This window comes from Vibrio sp. 03_296, assembly GCF_002265885.1.
Map to the genome: position 1 here is coordinate 66,910 of NZ_NPKW01000046.1, position 22,689 is coordinate 89,598.

Sequence of the window (22,689 nt, forward strand, 5' to 3'; positions counted from 1 at the left end):
CAACCACCTAACTTGGTGAAACCTGTCAATGGGTTAGAACACAACGCCAGCTTGAAAAATTACATTGGCGTAAGGGGTGCATTCACCGGTGCGCACCACCGCTTTGCTCGACTCCGTACGTTGTTTGAACTCTTCGTGAGAAACATGCGTTAGTGACAACACTTTGCCTGTTTTTTCTTCTTCACATTGAAGCTCAGACACTAATGCCTGATAAAGCTCAGGGCTTACCTCTGCAAACTCCGTGGCCACAATTGCCCCTTCGATTTGCGATTCAGAGAGCATCACTCGCACGGTTTCAATAAAACTTGGCACACCGTGAGTCAACGCCAAATCGATGCGAGAGACGCCGTCTGGGATCGGCAAACCAGCATCACAAATCGTGATTTCGTCCGTGTGGCCTAAGGTGGCCACGAGGTAGGAAAGTTCAGAGTTTAACAGGGCACTTTTTTTCATTTTTGTTTCTCAATTTGGGTGAACTCTATCGATTCGCGTTAGAGAAAAAATCTCATCGAAACGTTTCGATGAGATAATAGAACGCGAATGGAAATTTTCTATCGGCTTTGTATCAATGTGTGATTGAGATCGTTTTCGAAGTGGAATAGGGAAAGAAAACAGCGTGATTAGTCACAAATACATTTCGACAAATGTCACGAATTGAGTATGCTATGCAGAGTTATTTGTTAGTAATTGTATCTTTACGTTACTTTTGTCCCATATTGTGAGGCATTTTCGCTCCATGAACTTCGCGCTACTTTCTGCTTTCATCCCAACCTTTTTCTTTGTCTCTATCACCCCGGGGATGTGTATGACTTTAGCCTTAACCCTTGGTATGAGCATCGGATATAAACGCACACTTTGGATGATGCTCGGAGAGCTGGTTGGTGTTGCGGTTGTTTCCGTTGCCGCGGTCGTCGGTATTGCCGCCGTTATGCTCAATTACCCCATGCTGTTCATTAGTTTCAAAATATTGGGCGCGACCTATTTGGTTTACTTAGGTATCCAAATGTGGCGCTCTCGTGGAAAGCTGTCTCTTTCTGCTGAAACTGGCCCTGTCAGCCGCGCGAATAATTGGCAATTGATCATGCAAGGGTTCATTACTGCCATTGCCAATCCGAAAGGCTGGGCATTTATGATTTCTCTCCTACCCCCTTTTATTGACAAAAGCGCGCCACTACCACCACAGCTTTTTCTGCTGGTCGGAATTATTCTAATTTCGGAGTTTGTCTGTATGACGCTCTACGCCACTGGCGGTAAAGGTTTGAAACGCTTGCTTGGTCAATCACAAAACGTGCGTCGCTTGAACCGAATTGCTGGTAGTTTGATGATTGGCGTCGGTATCTGGTTGTTTTTCAGCTAAAGCCTTCTATATGAAATCTGTTTATGCGCCATTATTTATGACGCATAAATACCCAAACTGGACCAATCAGCAAAAACTTCAGATCTTCAAAAAACGAAGGCTTCTTCCCTTCAATCTTGTGGCCAACAAATTGAAAAATCCACAAAACAATAAAGAGACCAACAGCCATCTCGGCTAAGGGCATCCCCAACAGTTCAACACTCCATGCGAGCGCGATACTGGCAAGGGTATAACCCAGCATCATCAAAAAGACACTAAGCGACAGCCGATAGTAGAACCACCAAACAGGCAAAGCGACAACCCAGACCCAATTCAGCGATAAAACAGGCAGAGGAAGCGAAGGCAGCGACCAAATCAACGCTACGATCGAAAAGAAAATCCCCGGCACAGCAAAGGTATGGATTTTTTGGTTGGTCGAGTTTTGATGACTTTCACCGTAGGCATCCAGCCATTGTTCTAATGAGCGCATTCCCTTACCCCCAGTAGTCTTATTGCATCACTTGATTTAAGGACGCTGCGACTTAGGCAGCTTGTCCACCACCAATTGATATGAGCGTTGGCACAGATCTTCAATCAAACCCGATTCCACATCGCCATTTAAGTACACAGTGATCCAGTGACGCTTATTGGTGTGGTAACCCGGTGTGATGGATTCAAACTGAGACGTTAACACTTCGCCATCTTCGGGCTTCGCTTTAAGTGTAATGTATTCTCGCCCTTCTCGGCTGGCTAGAATCGCAAACATTTTGTCTTTGACCTTAAAGACTAAGGCTTCCGGGCCAAACGGAAAGCTGCTTTCTGCGCAAACAAAAGTATCAAGGTAGGCTTCAAGTTCTTTGGTGGTCATCATCAATCCTTCAACCGTTTTTATGGCTTACATTGTACTTACCATGCCACGGCTTAAGTTGAAGTTAAATCACGACATGCAAGATTGTGAAACGGCACAAAAAAAGAGCTCGAGGAGCTCTTCTTCGTTTACCACTTTTTCAATAAGCGCCCAACTAGGCCTGGGTGATAAGCCCAACAGTGGTCGAACATCGACATCAACGCAGGGTTACCATATTTCGACAAACTGACAGCGTGGAAACGGTTCTTTTGTTCTTTCAAAGCCTCTACTTTCGCCAGCATTTCTTCTGACTGTCTAGGAGCAATAAAATCCGATAACACCACTAAATCCGCATTGCGGTATTTATCCCCACTCATAAGATCGATCGATTTCATCAGTACAGGTTCAAATGCGGTGCCGCCGTGAAATGTGTAGGTAAGAAAATCCGCCGCTTCGCGCAGGCCATCTTGCTTGGTCAGCTCATAAGTAATTTGCTCTGTTGAGAATAACATGACATAGCAATCACGCCCTTCTGCTAACGCAATCTGCATCAGCGCGTAAGCCATTGCTTTGGCACTCTGCTCAGGGAAACCACTCATCGAACCCGATGCATCAACACACAGTACAAACGGCCCTTTCTCAATCTCTACTTGCTGATTGTCCGGCTTTTGCGCTCTCACCTTACGCAGCGTTCTCGACTTGCCCTGCACGCGATAATTCATCAAACGTTTGTCGGCCAAATGTTTGTAGAACACCACTTCCAGTTCTGGGTAGGCCAAAAACATGGTTTCGTTTGGCAGCAGTTTGTTGAGATCATCACTTTCATGGATGCCGACGATATCATCCGTCGCTTCGTCACTTTTCTCCTCGACCATCTGCAACTCTTCTGCCGGAGTGCGTTGCAGATCGGGATCATCCACTTCATTGGCCATGCGACCTAACTGCTCAGCAATTTCCTGTAAACCATTGTTCTTTTTAAGAAACTCAGCGTAGCGCTTCATGACAGAAACGTCTGTTTTACTGAGCTTGGCCGATGCCATGTCCCAAAGTCGCCCAACGCTTCCTTCATCACCAGAATCCGTCACTTTGTCCATGTTCTTCATGGTTTCCATGCGCTGATAAAGATCGTTGAGGACCTTCTCTTTATTGGCTTCCAGTTCAGTCACTTGGGCTTGTTTGATCGCTTCAAACAGACTTTGATACCACTGATCGCAGAAATAGTGAGGAAACATTGGGTTATTTAACCCTTTGTTTTTGTCGAGCAAGCGTCGTGCTTGCAGATAGAAGGCGGAATGCCATTCCAACTTACGCACGACATCATCAATGCGTTCGAAAAACTCATTTTCCGTCAGATGAATCACTTCTTGATAGAGCGACAATTCTTGTTGGAAGCGTTCTGTTTCACACACTTTGGTAATGCGGCGCTTTACGCTGCCACGCCATTTGGACAAATGGTTTTTCACCGAGGCTTTCACTCCTCGGTTTTCTGCCATCACCATTAACTGTGAACGTGCCATCAGATCGTTCACCGCAGACTCAACAATCCCTGAGTCTGCAATCATTAAGGCAAGGTTTAGGCCATCGGCTCCTAACATATTAATTCCTTACGAGAAGTATTCGTTGAGGTGTTTAATACGGAACATGGTTTTCTCACTCTCGCTTTTTACACTTTCCAAAGTATGCGATACCTGTTGGATCGTCGCTTCCATCATTCTTGGTAACTCAGGGTCGATAAAGTTGTGCGGCAACGCACCGTGGAAATCCGAGCGAACCTTACGTAAATGGTGTTCTGCGTCAGTGAGCTTACTAAACGCGCTGTCACATTTCTCTGCCCATTTCTGGTAATGTTCTTCATTTAGACCATCTTTAGTCACCAAGCTGACCAACACCGCACGGTTGGCAATGTCTCTGATCACCAAGTTGTTGGATGCATCCAGGTCAAATTTCAAGCGGCATAAGTTGGTGTTTTGGTTTACGAAACCATAAAGCTCACCCTGACCTTCTTTGATCACTCGGTCGAGTTCATCCTTCTGTACATACACCCAGCGGCTATCACCACGTTCAGATTCAGAGACAGACATGTTGCTTTGTAGCAGCACCAATTTGACCAAGTTGCGCGTTGGGCCAACGCTGTAAATACGAGCTTCTGACGTGTCAAAAGTATGCACCTCTTTGCCCTTACGCAGCAGACCAGCAGACGATTCCATCGACAGTACAATGCCATACTGCTCTTCCAGCTCTTGTTGGATGTCCGCCAACTCTTCTCGGCAATAGTCGATTTGACTTTGTACTTCCTTTTGATCAAATGCGTAGTTAAGCGCAAACTCTTGGATAACCGAGGTCACGACCTCACGCGACTCTGGGCTGTTCCACAAACAATCTTGCAGCAGCAGCAAATCTAGAGGGTTGATCTCGTCGCGACCATTAAAAAACGCACTGGCTTTGAGTAAGCGCACGGCTTTTTTCCAACGTCGGTCAGAAACGTAGAGATCCGTCTCCGCAACATCAGCACCCACTGCTTCAGCTTTCTCTTCCAGCATGGTTTTCAGTTGGAACAGTTTTTCAAACACACGATCGCTTAGTTTCAGCGACTCTAGAGCCTTCTGCCACTGATGATACTCTTCATCGGTGATCGCAAGCCCTTCAGGAATACGCGCTTCCTCCGGTGTACCCACGGTGAGCATGGATTTAAAGTTCTGTTTATTCTGAATTCGGTTAACAAACACTCGCACCAACATTCGGTCGTATAGCGCATCTAAGCCACTGTCTTCGTCAGGTAACTCATTGGAAGCCGAGATAAGCAAACGCATCGGAACACGTTCAATATCGCTGCCGTTTTTGAATGTTTTCTCATTCACCACGGTCAGCAAGGTATTCAAAATGGCAGGACCAGCTTTCCAAATTTCATCAAGAAACACCACTTGCGCGGTGGGTAGGTAGCCTTTTGTCAAACGAACGTAACGTCCGTTGTCTTTCAACTCTTGGATACTGAGCGGACCAAACACTTCTTCAGGAGTTGAAAAGCGCGTCATTAAGTATTCGAAATAACTACTGTTATCAAAGGCCTGAATAAGGCGTTTAGCGATTAAACTTTTTGCAATACCAGGAGGGCCAAGTAAGAAAACACTTTCACCAGCTAATGCCGCCAGCAAACAGAGTTTAATGGTGTACTCTCTTTCATACACGCCGTCGGCTAACGCGGCCGACAATTTGTTAATTCTTTCAGAAAGTAACGCTTTATCTGCATTAGACGCAAAAGAGGGGCGAATCATTACGTTACTCCTAATTCTCTTCAGTTATGGTATACGTACTTTTATACATTTGTTATCACTTTGTTACAAGTGCATTTTTTTATGACAAGCTCTTATAGCAGAACCGCTTTTTCAGTGTTCCGCAGCAAACAAAGATTGCAATTATGGGAGAAAAATCACTGATTACGCAAACGATATCTGGGCAGTTCTCTAATAAGAACTTTCGTTTATCGGCTTTTGTGCGTATCTTGTTGGCTTCTCATCATGAGACCGTTAGCTAGGAAAATGACACATCTATGAGCACCGTCATACATAAATGGAAAAATATCGCCCTAATAGAAGAAGAGGTGCTACTCCCGACTGGACACGCCATCGCGCACACAACGATTCAGCACCCGGGCGCCTCTGTCATCCTTCCCGTCACGGAAGAGGGCAACATCATACTGATTAATCAATTTCGTCCTTCCCTGAAAAAATGGTTACTAGAACTCCCTGCCGGCACTAAAGAGCAAGGTGAAGATCCTCAGCACTGTGCGGAACGCGAGCTGGAAGAAGAAACCGGCTACAGCGCAGAGGAGTTTATCTCTTTGGGCCAAGTCACACCGCTGGCGGGGTTTTGCGACGAAATTCAATACTTGTTTGTGGCCAAGAAACTGACACAAACCAATCGCTATCAATGCGATGAAGATGAAGTGATTCAAGTAGTCAGCTTATCCCTTGAACAACTCGAAGAAAAAATAAGAGATGGCAGCATTAGCGACGCCAAAACCATTGCTTGCTTAAGCAAAGCCAAGCTTTGCGGCTATATATAGCCAACATGAGGAGACACTATGGATTTTCGTTCTGACACCGTAACTCGCCCTACTCCCGCCATGCGCGAGGCCATGGCTAACGCTATCGTCGGCGATGATGTATACGGCGATGACCCAACCGTAAATGAACTGGAAGCCTTTGCCGCCAAAGAAGCAGGCTTTGAAGCTGCGCTCTTTACCACTTCAGGCACGCAAGCAAACCTGCTAGGTTTGATGGCGCATTGTGAACGCGGTGATGAGTATCTTTGTGGCCAACAAGCGCACAACTATCGTTACGAGGCTGGCGGTGCGGCAGTATTGGGTTCCATCCAACCTCAACCGATTGAGAACAATCCAGATGGCACGTTGCCGTTTGACAAGCTAACCGCTGCCATCAAACCCGATGACAGCCACTTTGCGCGCACTAAGCTGCTGAGCCTTGAAAATACCATCAATGGTAAAGTGCTGCCTTTGAGCTATTTGCAAGAGGCACGCGCTTTCGTCAATAAACACAATCTAAAACTCCATCTTGATGGTGCTCGTGTTTATAACGCAGCAACGGCGTTGGATGTCCCTGTAAGAGACATCGCTCAGTATTTTGATTCGATGACCATTTGTCTTTCCAAAGGATTGGGCGCTCCGGTGGGTTCTCTGCTGCTGGGTTCGAAAGAATACATCGCAAAAGCACGACGTTTGCGCAAAATGGTCGGTGGCGGCATGCGCCAAGCGGGTATTTTAGCCGCAGCGGGTAAGCTAGCCTTGACCGAACAAGTGGCTCAGTTAAAAGTCGATCATGCCAATGCCAAAGCATTGGCGCAGGGTTTGTCTGAGTTGCCCGGTGTGCATGTCAATCCTGATTTCGTGCAAACAAACATTGTGTTTGCCAAACTGGATGACGGTATCGACATCGACGCGATTGCGCAAAAATTGGCAAAAGAATCGATCATCATTACCCCGGGAAATCCGATTCGTTTTGTGACTCACAAAGATATTTCTCGCCAAGATATTGATCTATTTCTAGAAAAGTTGCGATTCTTCCTCGGCTAACGTCTTTACTCTTGAGCTTCCCCTTAGGGGAAGCTCTATGCTGCGACACAACAAGTTTAGTTTGGAGCTGCCATGTTAAGATCAATTCTGTGCCTCATCGCCACTGCTTTCACCTTCACCGCTCACGCAAACGCTCTTCAAGGTAATCCTGAACTCGGCAAAGTCAAAAGTCCAAGTTGTGTCTTTTGCCACGGCAAAACTGGCGTAGCGGCCAATAATGCTTACCCGCATCTGGCAGGCCAAAACGAACAATATCTGTTTGATTCCATGAAAAGCTATCAAAACGGCCAACGGACAGGTCCGCTAGCCGATATGATGCAGGCACAATTACAACGCCTGAATGATCAAGACTTACGAGACGTCGCGGCCTATTATGCGCAGCAAACTCGTTAGTTTCTGCTGAATGGCCGACTCATAATTGCCGATCTTTCGGTTGATCATGACGTTAAGAATCGATTTTGCGAAACCGCTGTAAGGGGAATAAAACAGCGGCGTGAGAGCAAATCGAGATTGGGTCATCACGGGCTTTAACTTCGAGAAGGTGTGAAAGCCTTCTCGACCATGATAATGCCCCATGCCACTCTCACCGACACCACCAAACGGCAAGTCGTGTTGTGCGACATGCAGCATGACGTCGTTGATGCACAAACCACCAGACAGTGTTTCTTGCGTGATCTTTTTCTGTAGCCACTTATCTTCACTAAAGAGGTATAACGCTAAAGGACGCGGCCTCTGAGCAATGTAGTGGAACACCTCGTCAATATGTTGATAAGTGATGATCGGCAGTATCGGTCCAAAGATCTCTTCTTGCATCACCGCCATATCGCTCTCCACCTCTGTCACTAGATAGAATGGCAGTTTTCGACTGCCTCGCTCTGGTTCAGAATCTGGAATACAGTTGATGAGCTTCGCGCCTTTTTCTTTAGCGTCGCTGAGAAGGTGCGTTAAGCGCTCAAAAGCATTGGCATCGATAATCGAGGTGTAATCTGGATGTTGAATTGTGCGAAAGCGTTTCGCCATGATGGCTTTGGTGCTTTCGACAACTTCGTTCAATCGAGATTGAGGCACAAACAGGTAGTCAGGCGCGATACACGTTTGGCCACAGTTATACAATTTGCCACCAAGCAAGCGTTCTAGTGCGATCTTCACATCAAATTTTTCATCTAAGATCACGGGCGATTTCCCACCCAACTCTAGGGTTACTGGCACCAAATTATTGGCTGCGGATTGCATCACCGCCCGTCCCGTTTTCGTTGAACCGGTAAACAGCAAATGGTCGAACTTGAGCTTGGAAAACGCAGGCCCCATCTCGGCTTCATCCGCATAAATGGCGACTTCGTCACGATTAAAGTGCGCTTCAAACAGCTCGACCAACAACTGAGCTAAATGCGGCGAATTTTGCGACATTTTGAGCATCACGCGATTTCCTGCCGCCAGCGCCGCAACCAGAGGACCAATGGTAAGCATCAGTGGATAATTCCACGGCACAATGACGCCCACCACACCTAACGGCTGAGGGACAACTCTGTTTTTGGCAGGAAAAAACCAGACAGAGGTATGTCGACGACTTGGCTTCATCCATTTCTTAAGTTGTTTTTTGGCATCTCGAATGGTTTCAATACTGGTAAACAGCTCGAGTAATCCCGTTTCACTGATTGAACGAGTACCAAAGTCTTGTTCGATGGCGTAGATGATCTCGGCTTGATGCGCTTTGATGAGCGATTCAAGTTTGTTGAGGTTCTCGAGTCTTTTTTGGTAGGTGGGGTATGGGTTTCTTAGAAACGCATCGCGACTTTCTTTGAGCTGTTGACTCAATCGCTGTTTTAACTCCATGCGCCTACTCCTTATAAATGCTGACCAAACCACTATACGCGTTATTTGAGTATTTGTTCAATAAATGACAGTGATGATTTTCGCTCATTGATACACCCATTTAATTCGTGCCACACGAACTATTTGTCTTTAGATCAATAAATTGTCGAATATTGTATTTACAAAAGGCAGAGAGTTTGACTTTTTATTCTAATTTAATGATATTCCATTCTCCTTTAACTTAACGTGAAAACAGACATGTCTCACACACATTCTCATTCGGTTGACGCAGCCGTGAGCAAGAAATCTTGGCAAATGCCAGATACGCTTATTCTGATTTTTATTGTTGGTATTTTCGCAGCCATTCTTACTTATCTTATTCCTGCGGGTCACTTCGACAGCCAACAAGTTAGCTATATGGTTGATGGTGCAGAAAAAACACGCACCGTTATCGACCCATCTTCTTTCAGCTATGCCACCGATGAACACGGCGAATTGGTTTACAACCGTGTGGGACTTTTCGCCTCTGGCGGTGGCATTGGGTTGATGAACTTCCCGTTTGAAGGGCTGGTTTCTGGCTCGAAATGGGGCAGCGCGATTGGCGTCATCATGTTTATGCTGGTGATTGGTGGTGCGTTCGGTGTCGTGATGCGCACAGGTACCATCGATAATGGCATTCTGCGCCTGATCGACAAAACCAAAGGGAGTGAGGCTTTGTTCATTCCTGTGCTGTTTTTGTTGTTTTCACTTGGTGGTGCCGTGTTTGGTATGGGTGAAGAAGCTGTTGCGTTCGCCATTATCATCGCGCCTTTGATGGTGCGACTGGGTTACGATGGTATCACTACCGTGATGGTCACTTACGTTGCGACGCAAATTGGTTTCGCCACCTCTTGGATGAACCCATTTTCCGTGGCGATTGCCCAAGGGATTGCCGGTATTCCCGTGCTTTCAGGCATGACGGTGCGTATGGCGCTATGGGTAGGTTTCACGCTAATCGGCATCGCCTTTACCATGATTTATGCCTCGCGCATCAAGGCCAATCCAGAATTTTCCTACAGCCGTCGTACCGATGCCTATTTCCGTCAGCAAGAGTTAGGAAGCCATGACTCTCGTTGGAACCTGGGCGACACTTTAGTGATTTTCACTGTGATTGCTGTAACCATTTGGGTGGTATGGGGCGTTGTGGCTCACGCTTGGTATATTCCTGAAATTGCTTCGCAGTTCTTCACCATGGGTTTTGTCGTTGCCATTATTGGTACTGTTTTCCGTCTCAATGGCATGACTCTTAATGATGCCGCAGACGCGTTTAAAGAAGGCGCCAGCATCATGCTTGCCCCCGCTCTGTTGGTGGGCTGCGCAAAAGGCGTATTGCTGATTCTTGGTGGCGGTACGACAGATGAAGCGAGCGTCCTAAACTCCATTCTCAACAGTGCTGGCGGTGTGATCAGCGGTTTGCCTGATGTGATGGCCGCGTGGTTGATGTACGTATTCCAATCGGTGTTCAACTTCTTTGTAACGTCGGGTTCTGGCCAAGCGGCACTCACCATGCCATTACTATCACCACTGTCAGACATCGCGGGGGTTACTCGTCAGGTCGCAGTATTGGCATTCCAACTTGGTGATGGGTTTACCAACGTGATTGTGCCAACCTCAGCCTCTCTAATGGCGACGCTTGGCGTATGCCGTATTGACTGGGGTGACTGGGCTAAATTCTGCTGGCGCTTTATGCTGTTACTCTTTACTCTATCGAGCATTGTTGTGGTCGCAGCGCATTTGATGGGCTTTGCGTAAGCAAAACCGTTTATTGCAAGCCAGTTGGCAAAAAGTTGGCTGGACTTAGCAATCCCAATTGATAAGGGCGAGATCCATTCTCGCCTTTTTTAATTTTGCTCCGTGGCGATTGAGTGACGCTCGCGAGTGATGACTAATTTGGAGTTTACCGTTTCATGACAACACACTACTTAGATGACGTTATTCAAGGTCACCAAGTAATCCAATCTCTCAACGTGGATGATCTTCCCGCGGGAGAACACAAATTTTGGTTCCGCATTGCAACCAATGCACTTGGTCAGTGGCAACACATGCCTGTCCTCGTTTTCAAAGGCACCGAATCAGGGAAGAAGTTTGTCATTACCGCTGGTGTTCATGGTGATGAATACAATGGTGTGCTGGCGGCCCAGCAGGTTGCACGCGATTTAGTGGGCCAGTCTATGGCAGGCTGCGTGACCATCCTACCCACCATTAATCTAACGGGTATGCTCAATCACAGCCGCGATTTTTACTCTGCCGATCCAGACGTTTCTCCTGCAAATCTAAACCGCTTTTTCCCGGGTGACGACAAAGGCAATGAAGCGCAGCGCTATCTGCACGCTATTTGGCACCATTTATTAAAACCCAATGCTGAACTGGCGATCGATCTACACACTCAAACCAGTGGCGCTATCTATCCTCTGTATATTTTTGCCGATTTTCGTCTTGCTCAATCATTGGAAATGGCACACCTTGCAGGGCCGGATGCGATTTTGAATGATCCTGGCGACGCGGGGGTACTGGAAACAGTATGGAATCAGCATGGTATCCCAAGTATCACCATTGAAGTGGGCATGGGGCGTTATACCGAAAGCGACTTGGTTGCTCGCACCGCTGCTGGCATTGCCAATATTCTGAGACATCATAACGTCATCCAAGGCGATAGCAACGCACCTAAACCGGCCTTTGAAGGGCAAAGCGTGACCTCTATTCGCGCTGAGCTCGGTGGCTTTATCCTACCACAAGTGACCATGATGCAATCGGTCGAACAAGGAGAGCTGCTGGCGATTCAATATGACAGCTTCGGTGATGAAGTTTGGCGTTACCACGCACCGAAAGCCGGTATCGTACTCAGTCACAATATTGAATCCATGCGCGCGGCAGGCGCACTTGTGGTGAGATTGATTCACGCATAAATCACAAAAAAGGGCGATTGGTGGCACCAATCGCCCTTTTTTATCAATGTGTTATTGAGATGCCCAAGTGACTTCAAGATGCCAGATTCAGCTCTTGGAGATAAACCCTCATTTAGAACTGATAAGCAACATGGATACCTGCACCATCATGGCTCACCCATGGCAGAACTTGGATATTTTCATCGTAGGCGTCAGTAAAGATCCACGCTGACAGCGTGCCTAAAGCAGCACCTGCGATCACATCACGCCAGTAGTGCCTCTTAGCCTCCACTCTCCCCACGCCAACCAAAGTTGCAATCGTGTAAGCAGGTAAACCCGCCTGCCAACCGTAGCGAATTTGCAGCGTCGTCGCGGAAGCAAACGCATTGGCGGTATGATTGGAGGGAAAACTATCAAAACCTGATTTATCCGGTCTTTCTTCTTCAATGGTCACTTTTCCCAATAGACCGACGGCAGATGCGGTGCCAATACTCAACCCCGCTTGCCAAAAGCCTTGCCAGTCTTCTTTATAGAGTGGCACTGCCGCTGCGGTGACGACCAAGCCGTACGCTCCGACGTCACTAAACGTCTCCCACCCTTTAGAACCTTGAGCATAAACAGGCGCAGCACATAATGCACCGGCAGCAAGCGTTGTTAAACAGCAACGTTTCATGAAATACCTCATCACAAACAAGCTAATGTTTGCGCCAAACTGTGCACCAAACCATTTGGGTGACATTGAGAATAAAAAAAAGCCAATCACAATAAGAGGTGATTGGCTGTATATACTTGTGAACAATCAGGTTCACTAACAACGTCAGTTGGCTAGGTGACCCTCGGCTTAAAAAGGGTCAATCTTATTAAAGCAGAAAGCGTGCCAACTTTAAAAACGTACACCAATCCTATTATTTGCTACATTTTTAACCAAAATGCAGATAAACAAGGTTCATATTCGTCGATAAACCAAGCCAATATAATGCAAATTGCAAAAATGAATTTGCATTATGCAATTGCCGCAAAGTTCAACAAGCTATACTCGCTGATATTGGATGACGTACAACTGCTCTATCCCAGGGTAAATTTCTTGAATGACTTCTTTCAACGTTTCCAGCGTCATGTTTTCTTGTTCTGCATGAAACTGATTCAACGCCGAGAATGCAATAGGTTCCACGCTTAAGATTTTCAGTTGGCAGAAAACACGCCCTTCCTCTAGTGTCGAGACTTCAACTGTGGTTCCTGGTTGATAGTCCTTTTCTGACTCGTCGCGAATTGTGATGGTTTTCTTGCCTGCAAGAATGTCTGCTTCAAAACGTGAGAAAAAAGTCATTTTGGTTGGTGCTGTCATCACTACCTCTTCTATTTGATCAGCCAAAAGGGGCATTAGAATGCATTCGTCATACACTTAAATCAGTGAACTGATGCAATGCGCATTTTCATAACGTTGTATATGTGTTTGAATGAATAACCTAAAACACGGAAAGAGCTGATATGAAACGGATAATTCTACTGCTAAGCCTTTGTTTATTTTTATTCAACCCTGCGACTTTGGCATCGCCACAGCAAGGTTGGATTTTTGATTCCAGCGACAATGGTATCACCATCCATTATCGTGAGCACACAGATGGCTTGGTGGAGATTCGTGCTCAAATGTTTTTCCCCACCAGCTATGCCGCATTTTTGAAATTACTCGAAGACACTGACAACGTACCTAACTGGATTGATAATGTTGCTCACAGCCACGTTGTGCAACAGCTATCACCGCGAGAAAACATCGTTTACACCCAATTTGCGGCACCTTGGCCTGCACAAAATCGCGATATGCTGACTTATTCAAAGTACAGCCTAGATGAAGCTGGATTCACCTTGCAGATCAGCGATGCACCTGAGACGGCTTTCCCTCGGGATCCTGGCTACATTCGCATCACGCAAGTCAAAGCGAGCTGGGTACTGAATAAGCTCACCAACGACACCACTCACATTGAATACACCGCGTTCGCTAATCCTGGCGGTGCTCTACCCGATTGGTTAGTGAACAAGCTGGCCAAGGAAAGTGCGCGCGCCACATTTGAGGGCTTACGTGAGCAGTTACCGCGTTTTCAACTCCTTCGGCATCCACACATTTCCGAGTAGCCTCAATCGATCATCATCTACTATCCGTTATCCGTTATCAAATCACGTTAAACGAACAGAGCGGCGTTTGACTCTGTTTGTCAATGTTTCTGCAATCGTCAACAGCAAACCAAACCAAATCAAGCCAAAGCTCACCATTTTCACTTGGTCGAAATACTCAGCAAAAATAAACACGGCAAGGAGAAACTGTAACGTTGGCTCAATATATTGCATCAGGCCAATGTTCGTCATATTGGTATAACGAATAGCAATGGAATAAAAAATAAGGGGCGCGATGGTGACCGGTCCGCTACCCAAATATAATAATAGCGTTGAAAGATCGGAGGAAAGGGAAACCGCGTCGCCTTGCGCGTATTTCATCGCCATATAAATAGTGGCCACAGGAACAAGTAGTAATGCTTCAAAAAATAATGTCGTGCTCCAATCGTAGGCTATTTTCTTTTTACAAAAACCGTAGAGGGTAAAAAACACCCCCATAGTTAATGCAACGTACGGAATTTCACCGTAATGGACAATTTGATACCCCAGCCCTAAAGCGGCAAAAAAGATCGCCAGTTTTTTTCCCGGTGAGAGCGTTTCTTTGAGCACCAACACGCCAAGTGCCACCATCATTAACGGGCTAATGAAAAAACCTAGACTAGCATCAATCACGCGATCATTGGTCAGCGCCCAAGTGAAGGTGGACCATGAGATGCACATCAGCAACGCGGCGATCAAGGTATAAAGTAGCGATCGCTTATCGTGCCAAACTCGACGAAATTCAGGGAACTTGCCTGTAATGAAGTACACGAGCACCAAGCCAACTGGAACAGAAGCAATGATGCGCATAGCCAACAGCTCATCCATTTGAGCAGACGGCATCAAACGGTAATAGATTGGTGTCAGGCCCCAAATAAGAAAGGAGATGGCCGCCATGATATTGCCATAGCTGGTGGTTTTCATAAGTGCTCGATGACATAGTAAAGACGTGGCAATTCTAACTCTACACTCCATTTTTCGCTATGATATTTTGCAAATACATAGAATCACAAAATATCTCCCCTTACATAGATCGCTTATATTAAACACAGCGTTTGATTGGTTTAATTAATATATCCACACCTATAAATAACGCTTCTAAATCATCTGTTTATTTCATCACTCTTTTTCGAGAAATTAATTCCAAATCCAATCAATTAATTCGCCTCTTCGTTATTCTCATCCTAAATTATGCCTGACATCACACATAGGCAAACCTTCTGAAAAGATGGGACGCAAAGCTTCCGGTCTGTCGGTATTTTTTACCATACCCAAGATAGCGGGGCCGCCGCTCTCACTAGAGAGTGTTCTCACCAAGCACGTCAGTGCGCTCTTTACGAGCCATTCATCGCCTTGGGAATAACATGCGTATGCTGTGGTTGAACATTGGCAATATAGCCAAATAAAGTCAGCAATCAAAAAGAGTATGTTATGAAAAAACAACCGCAAAAAACCTTACTGGCCATTGCTCTATCCGTCGTAAGCGGAACCGCAATGAGCCATGGTTATGTTTCTGCAGTGGAAAATGGTGTCGCTGAAGCTCGTGTGACACTGTGTAAGTTCGCTGCGTCAACTGGGGAGAAAAACACCAACTGTGGCGCGATTCAATATGAACCGCAAAGCGTTGAAGGGCCAGATGGCTTCCCTGCGTCTGGTCCGCGCGATGGTAAAATTGCCAGCGCCGAGAGCGCGTTAGCCAACGCACTTGATGAGCAAACCGCAGACCGTTGGGTAAAACGCCCGATTCAAGCTGGCGCGCAAAACTTTGAGTGGACCTTTACCGCCAATCACGTGACCAAAGATTGGAAATATTACATCACCAAACCAGATTGGAATCCAAACCAACCACTTGCTCGCGCCTCATTCGATCTCACCCCTTTCTGCGTCGTGGACGGTGGCATGGTTCAACCGCCGAAACGCGTTAGCCACACATGTAATGTACCTGAACGCGAAGGTTACCAAGTGATTTTGGCGGTTTGGGATGTGGGTGACACCGCTGCCTCTTTTTACAATGTTATTGATGTCAAATTCGATGGCGATGGCCCTGCTCTGCCAGATTGGCAACAAGGTGGCCAGATCATTCCAACCATGAATCTCAATGTTGGTGACACCGTCTTTACACGCGTATTTGATCTCGCGGGTGAGAATCCGGCCTACACGACAGAACTGGCGATCGACAGCGACGCGTTGACAGTAGCAAACAATTGGTCACACGCTCTCGCGGTGAAAATTAACCAAACCCAAAGCGAGATCGCAGCAGGTCAGCTCAACGAACAAAATCAATTCGTTCCGGTTTATGGTACTAACCCAATTTTCCTTAAGTCTGGCAGCAACCTGCAGCGTGTCGAGATCGGCTATAAAATTGAAACCCCTGCACCTGAGTACGACGTCACCCTATCGGGTTTGGCCTCTGAGTATCAAATTGGCGATGCGCCTGTAACGCTTGATTTAGGCTTACAAGCAACTGGCGATATTACGACGGAACTGACCATCTATAACCACCACAAAGAGCCGCTTGCTTTTGAAACGGTTGCAATGACTGATGGTGAGAACAAAGCGGTCACCATGACATTGAGTAAATCCGAAGCAGGTCACCATATGCTGGTGACGAAAGTCCTAGATAAAGACGGTACACTGCAAAAACAGCAAACGTCTGACTTCATGCTGACGGAAACGCAAACACCACCGCCAAGTAACGATTACGATTTTGTCTTCCCAGATGGCTTGAGCTCGTACACGGCGGGCACCAAAGTGCTCGCTAGTGACGGTGCCATTTACCAATGTAAGCCATTCCCATACTCAGGTTATTGTGTTCAATGGACACCAACCGCAACTCAATACCAGCCGGGTACAGGCTCACACTGGCAAATGGCGTGGGACAAACTGTAAACCTATCCCCTATATGTGATTTATCACATGCATAACGACCAAAGCGATGCCAATTGGCATCGCTTTTTTTATCTCGCGTTAATCTGTTCTTTTCCGCCCTAAGTGGCATTCAAATTGGCCACAAACAGCTCAATGCTTCGCCGCTGTGTGTTGGGGTTAAGGAACACCGCTTTTTCGCCGGGTAGAAAAAGGCAATGCCCTGCTTCGTTGTAATCGGTTCTGGCAATCGAATCGACCCAATTGGTTTTCAAATAACGACCTTTTCTCGCTAAGAAGTTATTGCGATGGTAGGTCGCGCTGCTAACGATACTTTCCATATACGCCTTTTGCCTGATAAGCCGTCGCTCTCGGTAAAACAGTGCTTGCGCACTCTCTTCCATCTCTGGCGGATAGAGACGAAAAGTGACACAAGGGCCTTGATTACTGCCAGAGACCACTTTGCAATTGCGTAATTTAGAGAGTAAACAGCGCAGATAATTGGCATTCTGCAAGCCGTGTGCGATCAGCATTTGATACCCTTCAATGCCAATGCTCTCTAACGCAGAATAAGCGGAAAATACCCCCACCGCACTGCGAGAACATTCGATGGTGGATTGAAGATGCGTTTGATTACGTTGTTGCGCTTCAAAATAGGAGAAATAGTCTGCATCGTGTTTTAACGCCTGCATATCTTGACGATCTTTCACCAAAATCAAACTGGAGGTGTAAGGTACATAGCCCCATTTCTGAAAATCAATGGTGATGGAATCGGCGTAGCGCAAGCCCTTGACTAAGGCATTGGTGACCTCTAATCCTTCTAAGGTTGCGGTATTGATCGCCAATTCATTCCGCTCAAAAGCATATTCTTTAAAAAAGAGCAGTGTCCAACCGGCGGCAGCGTCAACATGAATGTGTGGTCGGTAGTTCAAACCATACTGGCGACATAAGCGCTCTCGCAACAAGTAAACGGCAGCCACGTCGTCTATCGCAAAAGTATCGGTGGTGCCAAAGGTCAACAAAATCGTCGGGACGGTGATTTCATGGCGAATGCAATACTCAAATTGCTTTGCCAGATCATTGAGGTCAATTTGGTTGTTTTCATTGACCTTGGTGCGAAGCAGTTGTTTGCTCATATCCACACCAAGTAGTGAAAGATTGGTGACGTTGGAGTAGTGCCCCGCTTGGGAATTGATAAACGCCAGTTTCTTATCCCCAATACCCGTTGTGGCTGAATCAGGGAAACACTTGCGTAACCCAAGTAAATAACCGTAGAGGTTGCAAAACGTCCCGCCTTGCGTGAAAAGCCCCGTGGCTTTTTGGTCATCGTATCCTACTAGGTTTGCGATTTGCCGCACCACGACACTTTCTAGTTCGGTGGCTCGCCCAGCGTACTCGCTGTAAACCAAATTGGGATTTGCGATGGTGGCCAACAGCGCACCATGAATGGCAGGATCGCTCGGTGTTGAAATGACGTTTTCCACTGCGCTTGGATCATCCCAGTTTTTACTGTGTCCAGCCGCAAAAAGTGCTAACGGCTCGAACGGCTTAATTACTTGGCTGGAAGCGTGTGGAATGTAACTGTCTGCAGCCAGCCTTTTGGACAAAATTGGATTGGTTGGCATGGTGAGATTACGTTTATGCCCAACCAACTCAGCCACTTGCTTAATTTTGTAGATCGGCCACAAATTGGGATCGCGGGAAAAGAACTGTTTGACCAGTTTTTGGTGACAATAGGCAAAATGCTGCGATATCTGGTTATTTTGTTTCTCTAGCCAAGCATGAACCATTAATTTCGTCATAAACTCGCTCCTAACAAAGAAACGATAGCGGGCCTATTGTGCCCGCTACAAAGTAACAACCGTTATTGCAGTTTGAAATTGGACACGAGTTTATCGAGTTCGTGGTTGGAATCGGCCAGAGACTCCGTCGCAGCAACCGTTTGACGGCCACTTGCCACCAGATTGGTGACAATATCTCGAATGGCCAGCATATTGCGACTTAGCTCAGCCGCCACGGTGCTTTGCTCTTCCGTCGCTGCGGCAATTTGCGTACTGACATCATCAATATCTCGTACAGAACCGCTCATTAAGTTGAGACTGTTGGAGACTTCCGACGTCTTGCTGGCGGTTGATTGGCATTGCTGTTTAGTGCGTTCCATTGATGCAACCACGCTAGAGGTACCATCGAGCAGTTTTGACAACATTTCTGAAATTTCTGTCGTACTGTTCTGCGTTCTCGCAGCCAAAGCACGTACCTCATCGGCGACAACGGCAAATCCGCGGCCCTGTTCACCAGCGCGTGCCGCTTCAATCGCGGCGTTCAATGCCAGCAAATTGGTTTGCTCAGAAATCTCACCAATCACGTTCAACACTTCACTGATTTTGTTGGCGTCTTGGTTCATGCTGACAATGCGATTGGACATCTCCTCCACATCGTTCACCAAGGCACTGACGGTAGTCACCGCGTTGTTAACAATCTCTAGAGATTGCTTGGCTTCTTTACTCGCACCTTCGGTAATTCTATTCGACTGAGTGACGTTTTCCGCCACTGAGCGCGCACTTTCACTCATCTCGGTAATTGCCGTTACCACCTGATCGGTTTCTGCTGAGTGGGTGATCAACACTTTTTCGTTTTCCACCGCCGTTTGATTGAGCTGCACAATGTTAGAGGAAATATTTTGGCTTGCTTCAGACACTTGCAACATCATGCCCTGTAAGCTCTGCACAAAGCGGTTGAACCCTTCACTGATCTGCGCAAGGTCATCTCCCCCTTCAACCGTCAGTCTCGCGGTTAAATCGCCAGAACCTTTTGATAATCCTAGTACGGCTTTTTTCAATTTGAGCAATGGTTTATAAGCATGCTCCAGTGTTAACACCATCACCACCGCACTGACCAGAAGTAAGATCACCCCTGTCACGATCGCTTCATTTTGCGCTTCTCGTACCCCCGCCAACGCGGTGTCCTGATCGACAAACACCATCAAGGTCCAGTATTGATCTTGAGTTAAATTGACCCGCTGGAAATAGCCATCAAACTCAATACCAAGATAAGGAAACTGCAAATGGCCTTGCTGCTGATTAAAAAAAGCACGTTCCATATCACCAAAAACGGGGCTCACTTGTGAAGGAGTCTTCCCAATATCATTGGGATCGTCACTGGCAAAAAACACCGCATTTTTATCGGTTAATGTTGCCGCTCCACCAGCAAAGCGCATATCACTCACCATTTTAATGATGTCCGACAACAAAATATCGCCGAGTAAAACCCCTTGGAACTGACCTTGGTAATAAACCGGCATCGTTGCACTGACCACTTTCTCACCGGTAATTTTATCAACATAAATATCGGTGAGTTTGGCACTGTTGCCGCTTTTGGCATTTTGATACCACTCTCTTTGGTTGAAGTTTTGCTCCGAGGTACTAATGCCGGACTTGTGGAGAGACATGTACGATCGGCCATCTTCATAGGCCATGATGATGTTCGAAATACCAGCACTCTCAGCCAGAAGGCGCACAAGATTAACATTCTGCTCGTCGCTGAGCTGTGCATTAAAATGACGCGCCCCTAACTCAACCGCTTTAAGCTGTGTCGTCACCGCATGTTGCAGTTCATCAACGTGATAATTGAGTTTATTCTGAGTTTCAGAAATCAAAGATGAGACCATCTTTTCTTTTAAAGAAATGATATTTAGCGTCCCCAAGATGCCTAAAGATAAGGCAACCAACAACGCCACGCTGGAATAAATACGCGATTTAAAGCCTAGATTCATAGCTCCCCCTATCTACCCGATAGCCAAGATCTGTTTATTTTGGGAGCACTTGGTTTTCTAATTTATATTCGACAAATGCCGATTTGGAACCAAAAGCACGCCCAGCCAACTCTATAAACATAGCTAGGGTATTGGAAAATATAAAACTAATTTTATATGAAACTATTTGTTTATTTTATGAAATGAACCTAAGTCATTAAAAACTTTGCCAAACCGCGCCAATGCCACTTAAACCACAAAGGGTTAAAGCACCGATACGGATCTGCTCTTTTGGTAAGCTTGCTGTCGTTAATAGGGCCAACTTGTAACCCAGCCAAGCTGCCGGAATTAAAGGTAACGTGATTTTTAGGTGATACAGGGTGAAGAAACCAGCTGGGATCTGGATGAGAAGTGATATCAACGAGCTAAAAACAAAAAACGCTGAAAGATTACCGCGTAACTGATTCGCTTCTTGGTGCTGAAGCAACAATGCCATTGGCGGCCCACCGATACCTGAACTTGTACCAAATAGGCCAGAAAAGAAACCCGCTATCGTCATACGCATGGGAGTGGGTTCGATGCGAAATGGCAGCAAACTTACCGCCACAGCAAACAATACCAGTATGCCGATCCACAAGGCCAATACATTGGTGCTGACCAATACCAATAAAGCCCCGCCTGCAATCGAGCCTGGCACTCGACCGATCAACGCCATTTTTAGGCCGCCAATCTCAACACTGCTTTTGTGCTTGAACGCATTGAGAATGGAGATAAACAGTGCCACTAGACAGATAGGCGCTGGTACATATTCTGGAGCAACCATAATCAGCAAGGGTGCCGAAACAATGGCTAAACCAAAGCCAATTGCTGTTTGCACAAACGAGCCAAGAAAAATCAAAAAAACCGCTAACAATACAGATGTTTCTGGCATCTTGGTCTCTTCCTTTACCACTCAATACAACGGAAAAATAGTTCGCTCGCACTAATGTACCTGTATCGTGTTCGGTTCTCAATCACTGATAACCGTTAAACGAGTGCGCTCTGTTTTACCCCAACAAAAACCTCGCCCGTACGCAGTTCATAAAGGCTAAATGCACCCTGATAGTCGTCGTTGGAGGCCGTATCAATAAAGAGACTGTTGGCCACTCTTTTCACCCCGTCGCTGCGAGTGTGGCCGTGTAGTGTTAAATCAACATTGGCAATCGCTTGTGGCTCTTCTTCCACAATACGCGTTCTTCCCCAAATCCAGCGAGGGTTGTCCCACATATCTCCTTGCCAATCGATCATTTCGTTCCAATCTAGCGAGTGAGGCTGAGCATGTGAAATGCCAAAGCGGCGGCCATCTTCCAAATCCACCGTAATCACGCTCGGCAATTGGGCTACCGCATCCCGCAGCCTCTGTTTTTCTGCACCGGTTAGATTTTGCGACCATTCACTGCCATTTCGATGCCATATTTTAATGAAGTACGCTTCCTTCTCTGAACGCTCCAGTTTGTTTTGTGCATCCAACGCGTTGAGCATCATCCATTCATGGTTTCCCATCACCGCTTCAAACCAATCTTGCGTTTGATAGTAATCCAAAACGCCAACCGAGTCGGGGCCGCGATCAATCAGATCACCGACGGAGATCAGCAGATCGCGTTCACCGTGAAAATCCACTCGTTTGAGTGTGTCCTGTAACAAGGCCAATTTGCCGTGGATATCACCAATCACAAAAATCCGTTGATATCGGCTTCCATCGATAAACCGATGCTTAAATTCCATCCTCAAATCCTTTTGATGCATTCATCCGCTAGCGTAAAAATGGCAGTGTAACGGAATCTCCATCGTCACACCTTAAGCAAGAAGAGGCATAATAAACAGGCCACTTTTCATCAAAAATGATGTGTTTTTCACCACTTCGAACACAACACCTAC

21 protein-coding genes and 1 riboswitch are annotated in these 22,689 nt (G+C 46.5%); of the genes, 8 read left to right on the forward strand and 13 right to left on the reverse strand.

Features of this window, described 5'->3' with window-relative positions:
• Positions 1-33: 33 nt before the first annotated feature.
• On the reverse strand, positions 34-453 hold the full coding sequence (gene rbsD, locus CIK04_RS04065; protein ID WP_072611084.1) for a D-ribose pyranase: 420 nt from the start codon (positions 451-453) through the stop codon (positions 34-36).
• A gap of 283 nt (positions 454-736) precedes the next feature.
• Between rbsD and CIK04_RS04070 the strand changes: the two genes are divergently transcribed.
• Entirely contained in the window at positions 737-1,357 is a 621-nt protein-coding gene (locus tag CIK04_RS04070; protein ID WP_011081048.1) for a LysE family translocator, read from the forward strand.
• Positions 1,358-1,388: 31 nt separating this feature from the next.
• On the opposite strand, the gene CIK04_RS04075 is transcribed toward CIK04_RS04070, so the two are convergent.
• The 4 genes from CIK04_RS04075 to CIK04_RS04090 form a co-directional block, all read right to left on the reverse strand.
• Positions 1,389-1,826 carry a DUF962 domain-containing protein gene (locus tag CIK04_RS04075; protein ID WP_017422536.1) on the reverse strand — a complete coding sequence of 146 codons (438 nt, stop codon included), beginning with the start codon at positions 1,824-1,826 and terminating at the stop codon, positions 1,389-1,391.
• 36 nt (positions 1,827-1,862) lie between these two features.
• Complete coding sequence (locus tag CIK04_RS04080; RefSeq protein ID WP_015727711.1) at positions 1,863-2,204, reverse strand: MmcQ/YjbR family DNA-binding protein; 342 nt, start codon at positions 2,202-2,204, stop codon at positions 1,863-1,865.
• Positions 2,205-2,332: 128 nt separating this feature from the next.
• Positions 2,333-3,778 (reverse strand): ATPase RavA stimulator ViaA, encoded by a 1,446-nt coding sequence (gene viaA, locus CIK04_RS04085; protein ID WP_045609152.1) that lies wholly within the window; start codon positions 3,776-3,778, stop codon positions 2,333-2,335.
• 9 nt (positions 3,779-3,787) lie between these two features.
• On the reverse strand, positions 3,788-5,455 hold the full coding sequence (locus tag CIK04_RS04090) for an ATPase RavA domain-containing protein (protein WP_039447425.1): 1,668 nt from the start codon (positions 5,453-5,455) through the stop codon (positions 3,788-3,790).
• Positions 5,456-5,730: 275 nt separating this feature from the next.
• Here CIK04_RS04090 and CIK04_RS04095 point away from each other — a divergent pair, with 275 nt between their 5' ends.
• The 3 genes from CIK04_RS04095 (at position 5,731) to CIK04_RS04105 (ending at position 7,665) form a co-directional block, all read left to right on the forward strand.
• A complete protein-coding gene (locus CIK04_RS04095) occupies positions 5,731-6,246 on the forward strand; it encodes an NUDIX hydrolase (protein ID WP_011081043.1) in 516 nt (171 codons plus the stop codon).
• Positions 6,247-6,264: 18 nt separating this feature from the next.
• Positions 6,265-7,272 carry a low-specificity L-threonine aldolase gene (ltaE, locus tag CIK04_RS04100; RefSeq protein ID WP_045589351.1) on the forward strand — a complete coding sequence of 336 codons (1,008 nt, stop codon included), beginning with the start codon at positions 6,265-6,267 and terminating at the stop codon, positions 7,270-7,272.
• A gap of 72 nt (positions 7,273-7,344) precedes the next feature.
• Positions 7,345-7,665, forward strand: a complete 321-nt coding sequence (locus CIK04_RS04105) for a cytochrome c (protein WP_097352577.1) — start codon at positions 7,345-7,347, stop codon at positions 7,663-7,665.
• Here CIK04_RS04105 and CIK04_RS04110 read toward each other — a convergent pair.
• Positions 7,624-9,105: a coniferyl aldehyde dehydrogenase gene (locus CIK04_RS04110; protein WP_176463282.1), complete on the reverse strand. Its 1,482-nt coding sequence runs from the start codon at positions 9,103-9,105 to the stop codon at positions 7,624-7,626. The two genes, CIK04_RS04105 and CIK04_RS04110, sit on opposite strands and share 42 nt — an antisense overlap.
• A gap of 237 nt (positions 9,106-9,342) precedes the next feature.
• Here CIK04_RS04110 and yfcC point away from each other — a divergent pair, with 237 nt between their 5' ends.
• Both yfcC and CIK04_RS04120 read left to right on the forward strand, forming a co-directional pair.
• Positions 9,343-10,875 (forward strand): putative basic amino acid antiporter YfcC, encoded by a 1,533-nt coding sequence (yfcC, locus tag CIK04_RS04115; RefSeq protein ID WP_072599752.1) that lies wholly within the window; start codon positions 9,343-9,345, stop codon positions 10,873-10,875.
• 155 nt (positions 10,876-11,030) lie between these two features.
• Positions 11,031-12,029, forward strand: coding sequence for a succinylglutamate desuccinylase/aspartoacylase family protein (locus CIK04_RS04120; RefSeq protein WP_097352575.1), 999 nt, complete (start codon positions 11,031-11,033; stop codon positions 12,027-12,029).
• Between the two features lie 112 nt (positions 12,030-12,141).
• Here CIK04_RS04120 and CIK04_RS04125 read toward each other — a convergent pair whose 3' ends face one another.
• Positions 12,142-12,747: a phosphatase PAP2 family protein gene (locus CIK04_RS04125; RefSeq protein ID WP_053542309.1), complete on the reverse strand. Its 606-nt coding sequence runs from the start codon at positions 12,745-12,747 to the stop codon at positions 12,142-12,144.
• A 291-nt stretch (positions 12,748-13,038) separates the two neighbouring features.
• Complete coding sequence (gene yqfB, locus CIK04_RS04130; RefSeq protein WP_026050728.1) at positions 13,039-13,353, reverse strand: N(4)-acetylcytidine aminohydrolase; 315 nt, start codon at positions 13,351-13,353, stop codon at positions 13,039-13,041.
• 143 nt (positions 13,354-13,496) lie between these two features.
• Between yqfB and CIK04_RS04135 the strand changes: the two genes are divergently transcribed.
• Entirely contained in the window at positions 13,497-14,138 is a 642-nt protein-coding gene (locus CIK04_RS04135; RefSeq protein ID WP_097352574.1) for an START domain-containing protein, read from the forward strand.
• A 42-nt stretch (positions 14,139-14,180) separates the two neighbouring features.
• On the opposite strand, the gene rarD is transcribed toward CIK04_RS04135, so the two are convergent.
• Entirely contained in the window at positions 14,181-15,080 is a 900-nt protein-coding gene (gene rarD, locus CIK04_RS04140) for an EamA family transporter RarD (protein ID WP_097352573.1), read from the reverse strand.
• A gap of 276 nt (positions 15,081-15,356) precedes the next feature.
• Positions 15,357-15,449: riboswitch (cyclic di-GMP riboswitch) on the forward strand.
• A 138-nt stretch (positions 15,450-15,587) separates the two neighbouring features.
• On the opposite strand from rarD, the gene gbpA reads away from it, so the two are divergent.
• On the forward strand, positions 15,588-17,045 hold the full coding sequence (gene gbpA / locus CIK04_RS04145; RefSeq protein ID WP_038968429.1) for an N-acetylglucosamine-binding protein GbpA: 1,458 nt from the start codon (positions 15,588-15,590) through the stop codon (positions 17,043-17,045).
• 98 nt (positions 17,046-17,143) lie between these two features.
• Here the strand turns inward: gbpA and CIK04_RS04150 are convergent, their stop codons facing one another.
• The 4 genes from CIK04_RS04150 to CIK04_RS04165 all read right to left on the reverse strand — a co-directional run bounded on the left by CIK04_RS04150 (position 17,144) and on the right by CIK04_RS04165 (position 22,536).
• Complete coding sequence (locus tag CIK04_RS04150) at positions 17,144-18,823, reverse strand: pyridoxal-dependent decarboxylase (RefSeq protein ID WP_097352572.1); 1,680 nt, start codon at positions 18,821-18,823, stop codon at positions 17,144-17,146.
• 62 nt (positions 18,824-18,885) lie between these two features.
• Positions 18,886-20,793 carry a methyl-accepting chemotaxis protein gene (locus CIK04_RS04155; protein ID WP_038963810.1) on the reverse strand — a complete coding sequence of 636 codons (1,908 nt, stop codon included), beginning with the start codon at positions 20,791-20,793 and terminating at the stop codon, positions 18,886-18,888.
• Positions 20,794-20,989: 196 nt separating this feature from the next.
• Positions 20,990-21,703, reverse strand: a complete 714-nt coding sequence (locus tag CIK04_RS04160) for a sulfite exporter TauE/SafE family protein (protein WP_026050729.1) — start codon at positions 21,701-21,703, stop codon at positions 20,990-20,992.
• A gap of 95 nt (positions 21,704-21,798) precedes the next feature.
• Positions 21,799-22,536: a metallophosphoesterase gene (locus tag CIK04_RS04165; RefSeq protein WP_097352571.1), complete on the reverse strand. Its 738-nt coding sequence runs from the start codon at positions 22,534-22,536 to the stop codon at positions 21,799-21,801.
• Positions 22,537-22,689: the final 153 nt, after the last annotated feature.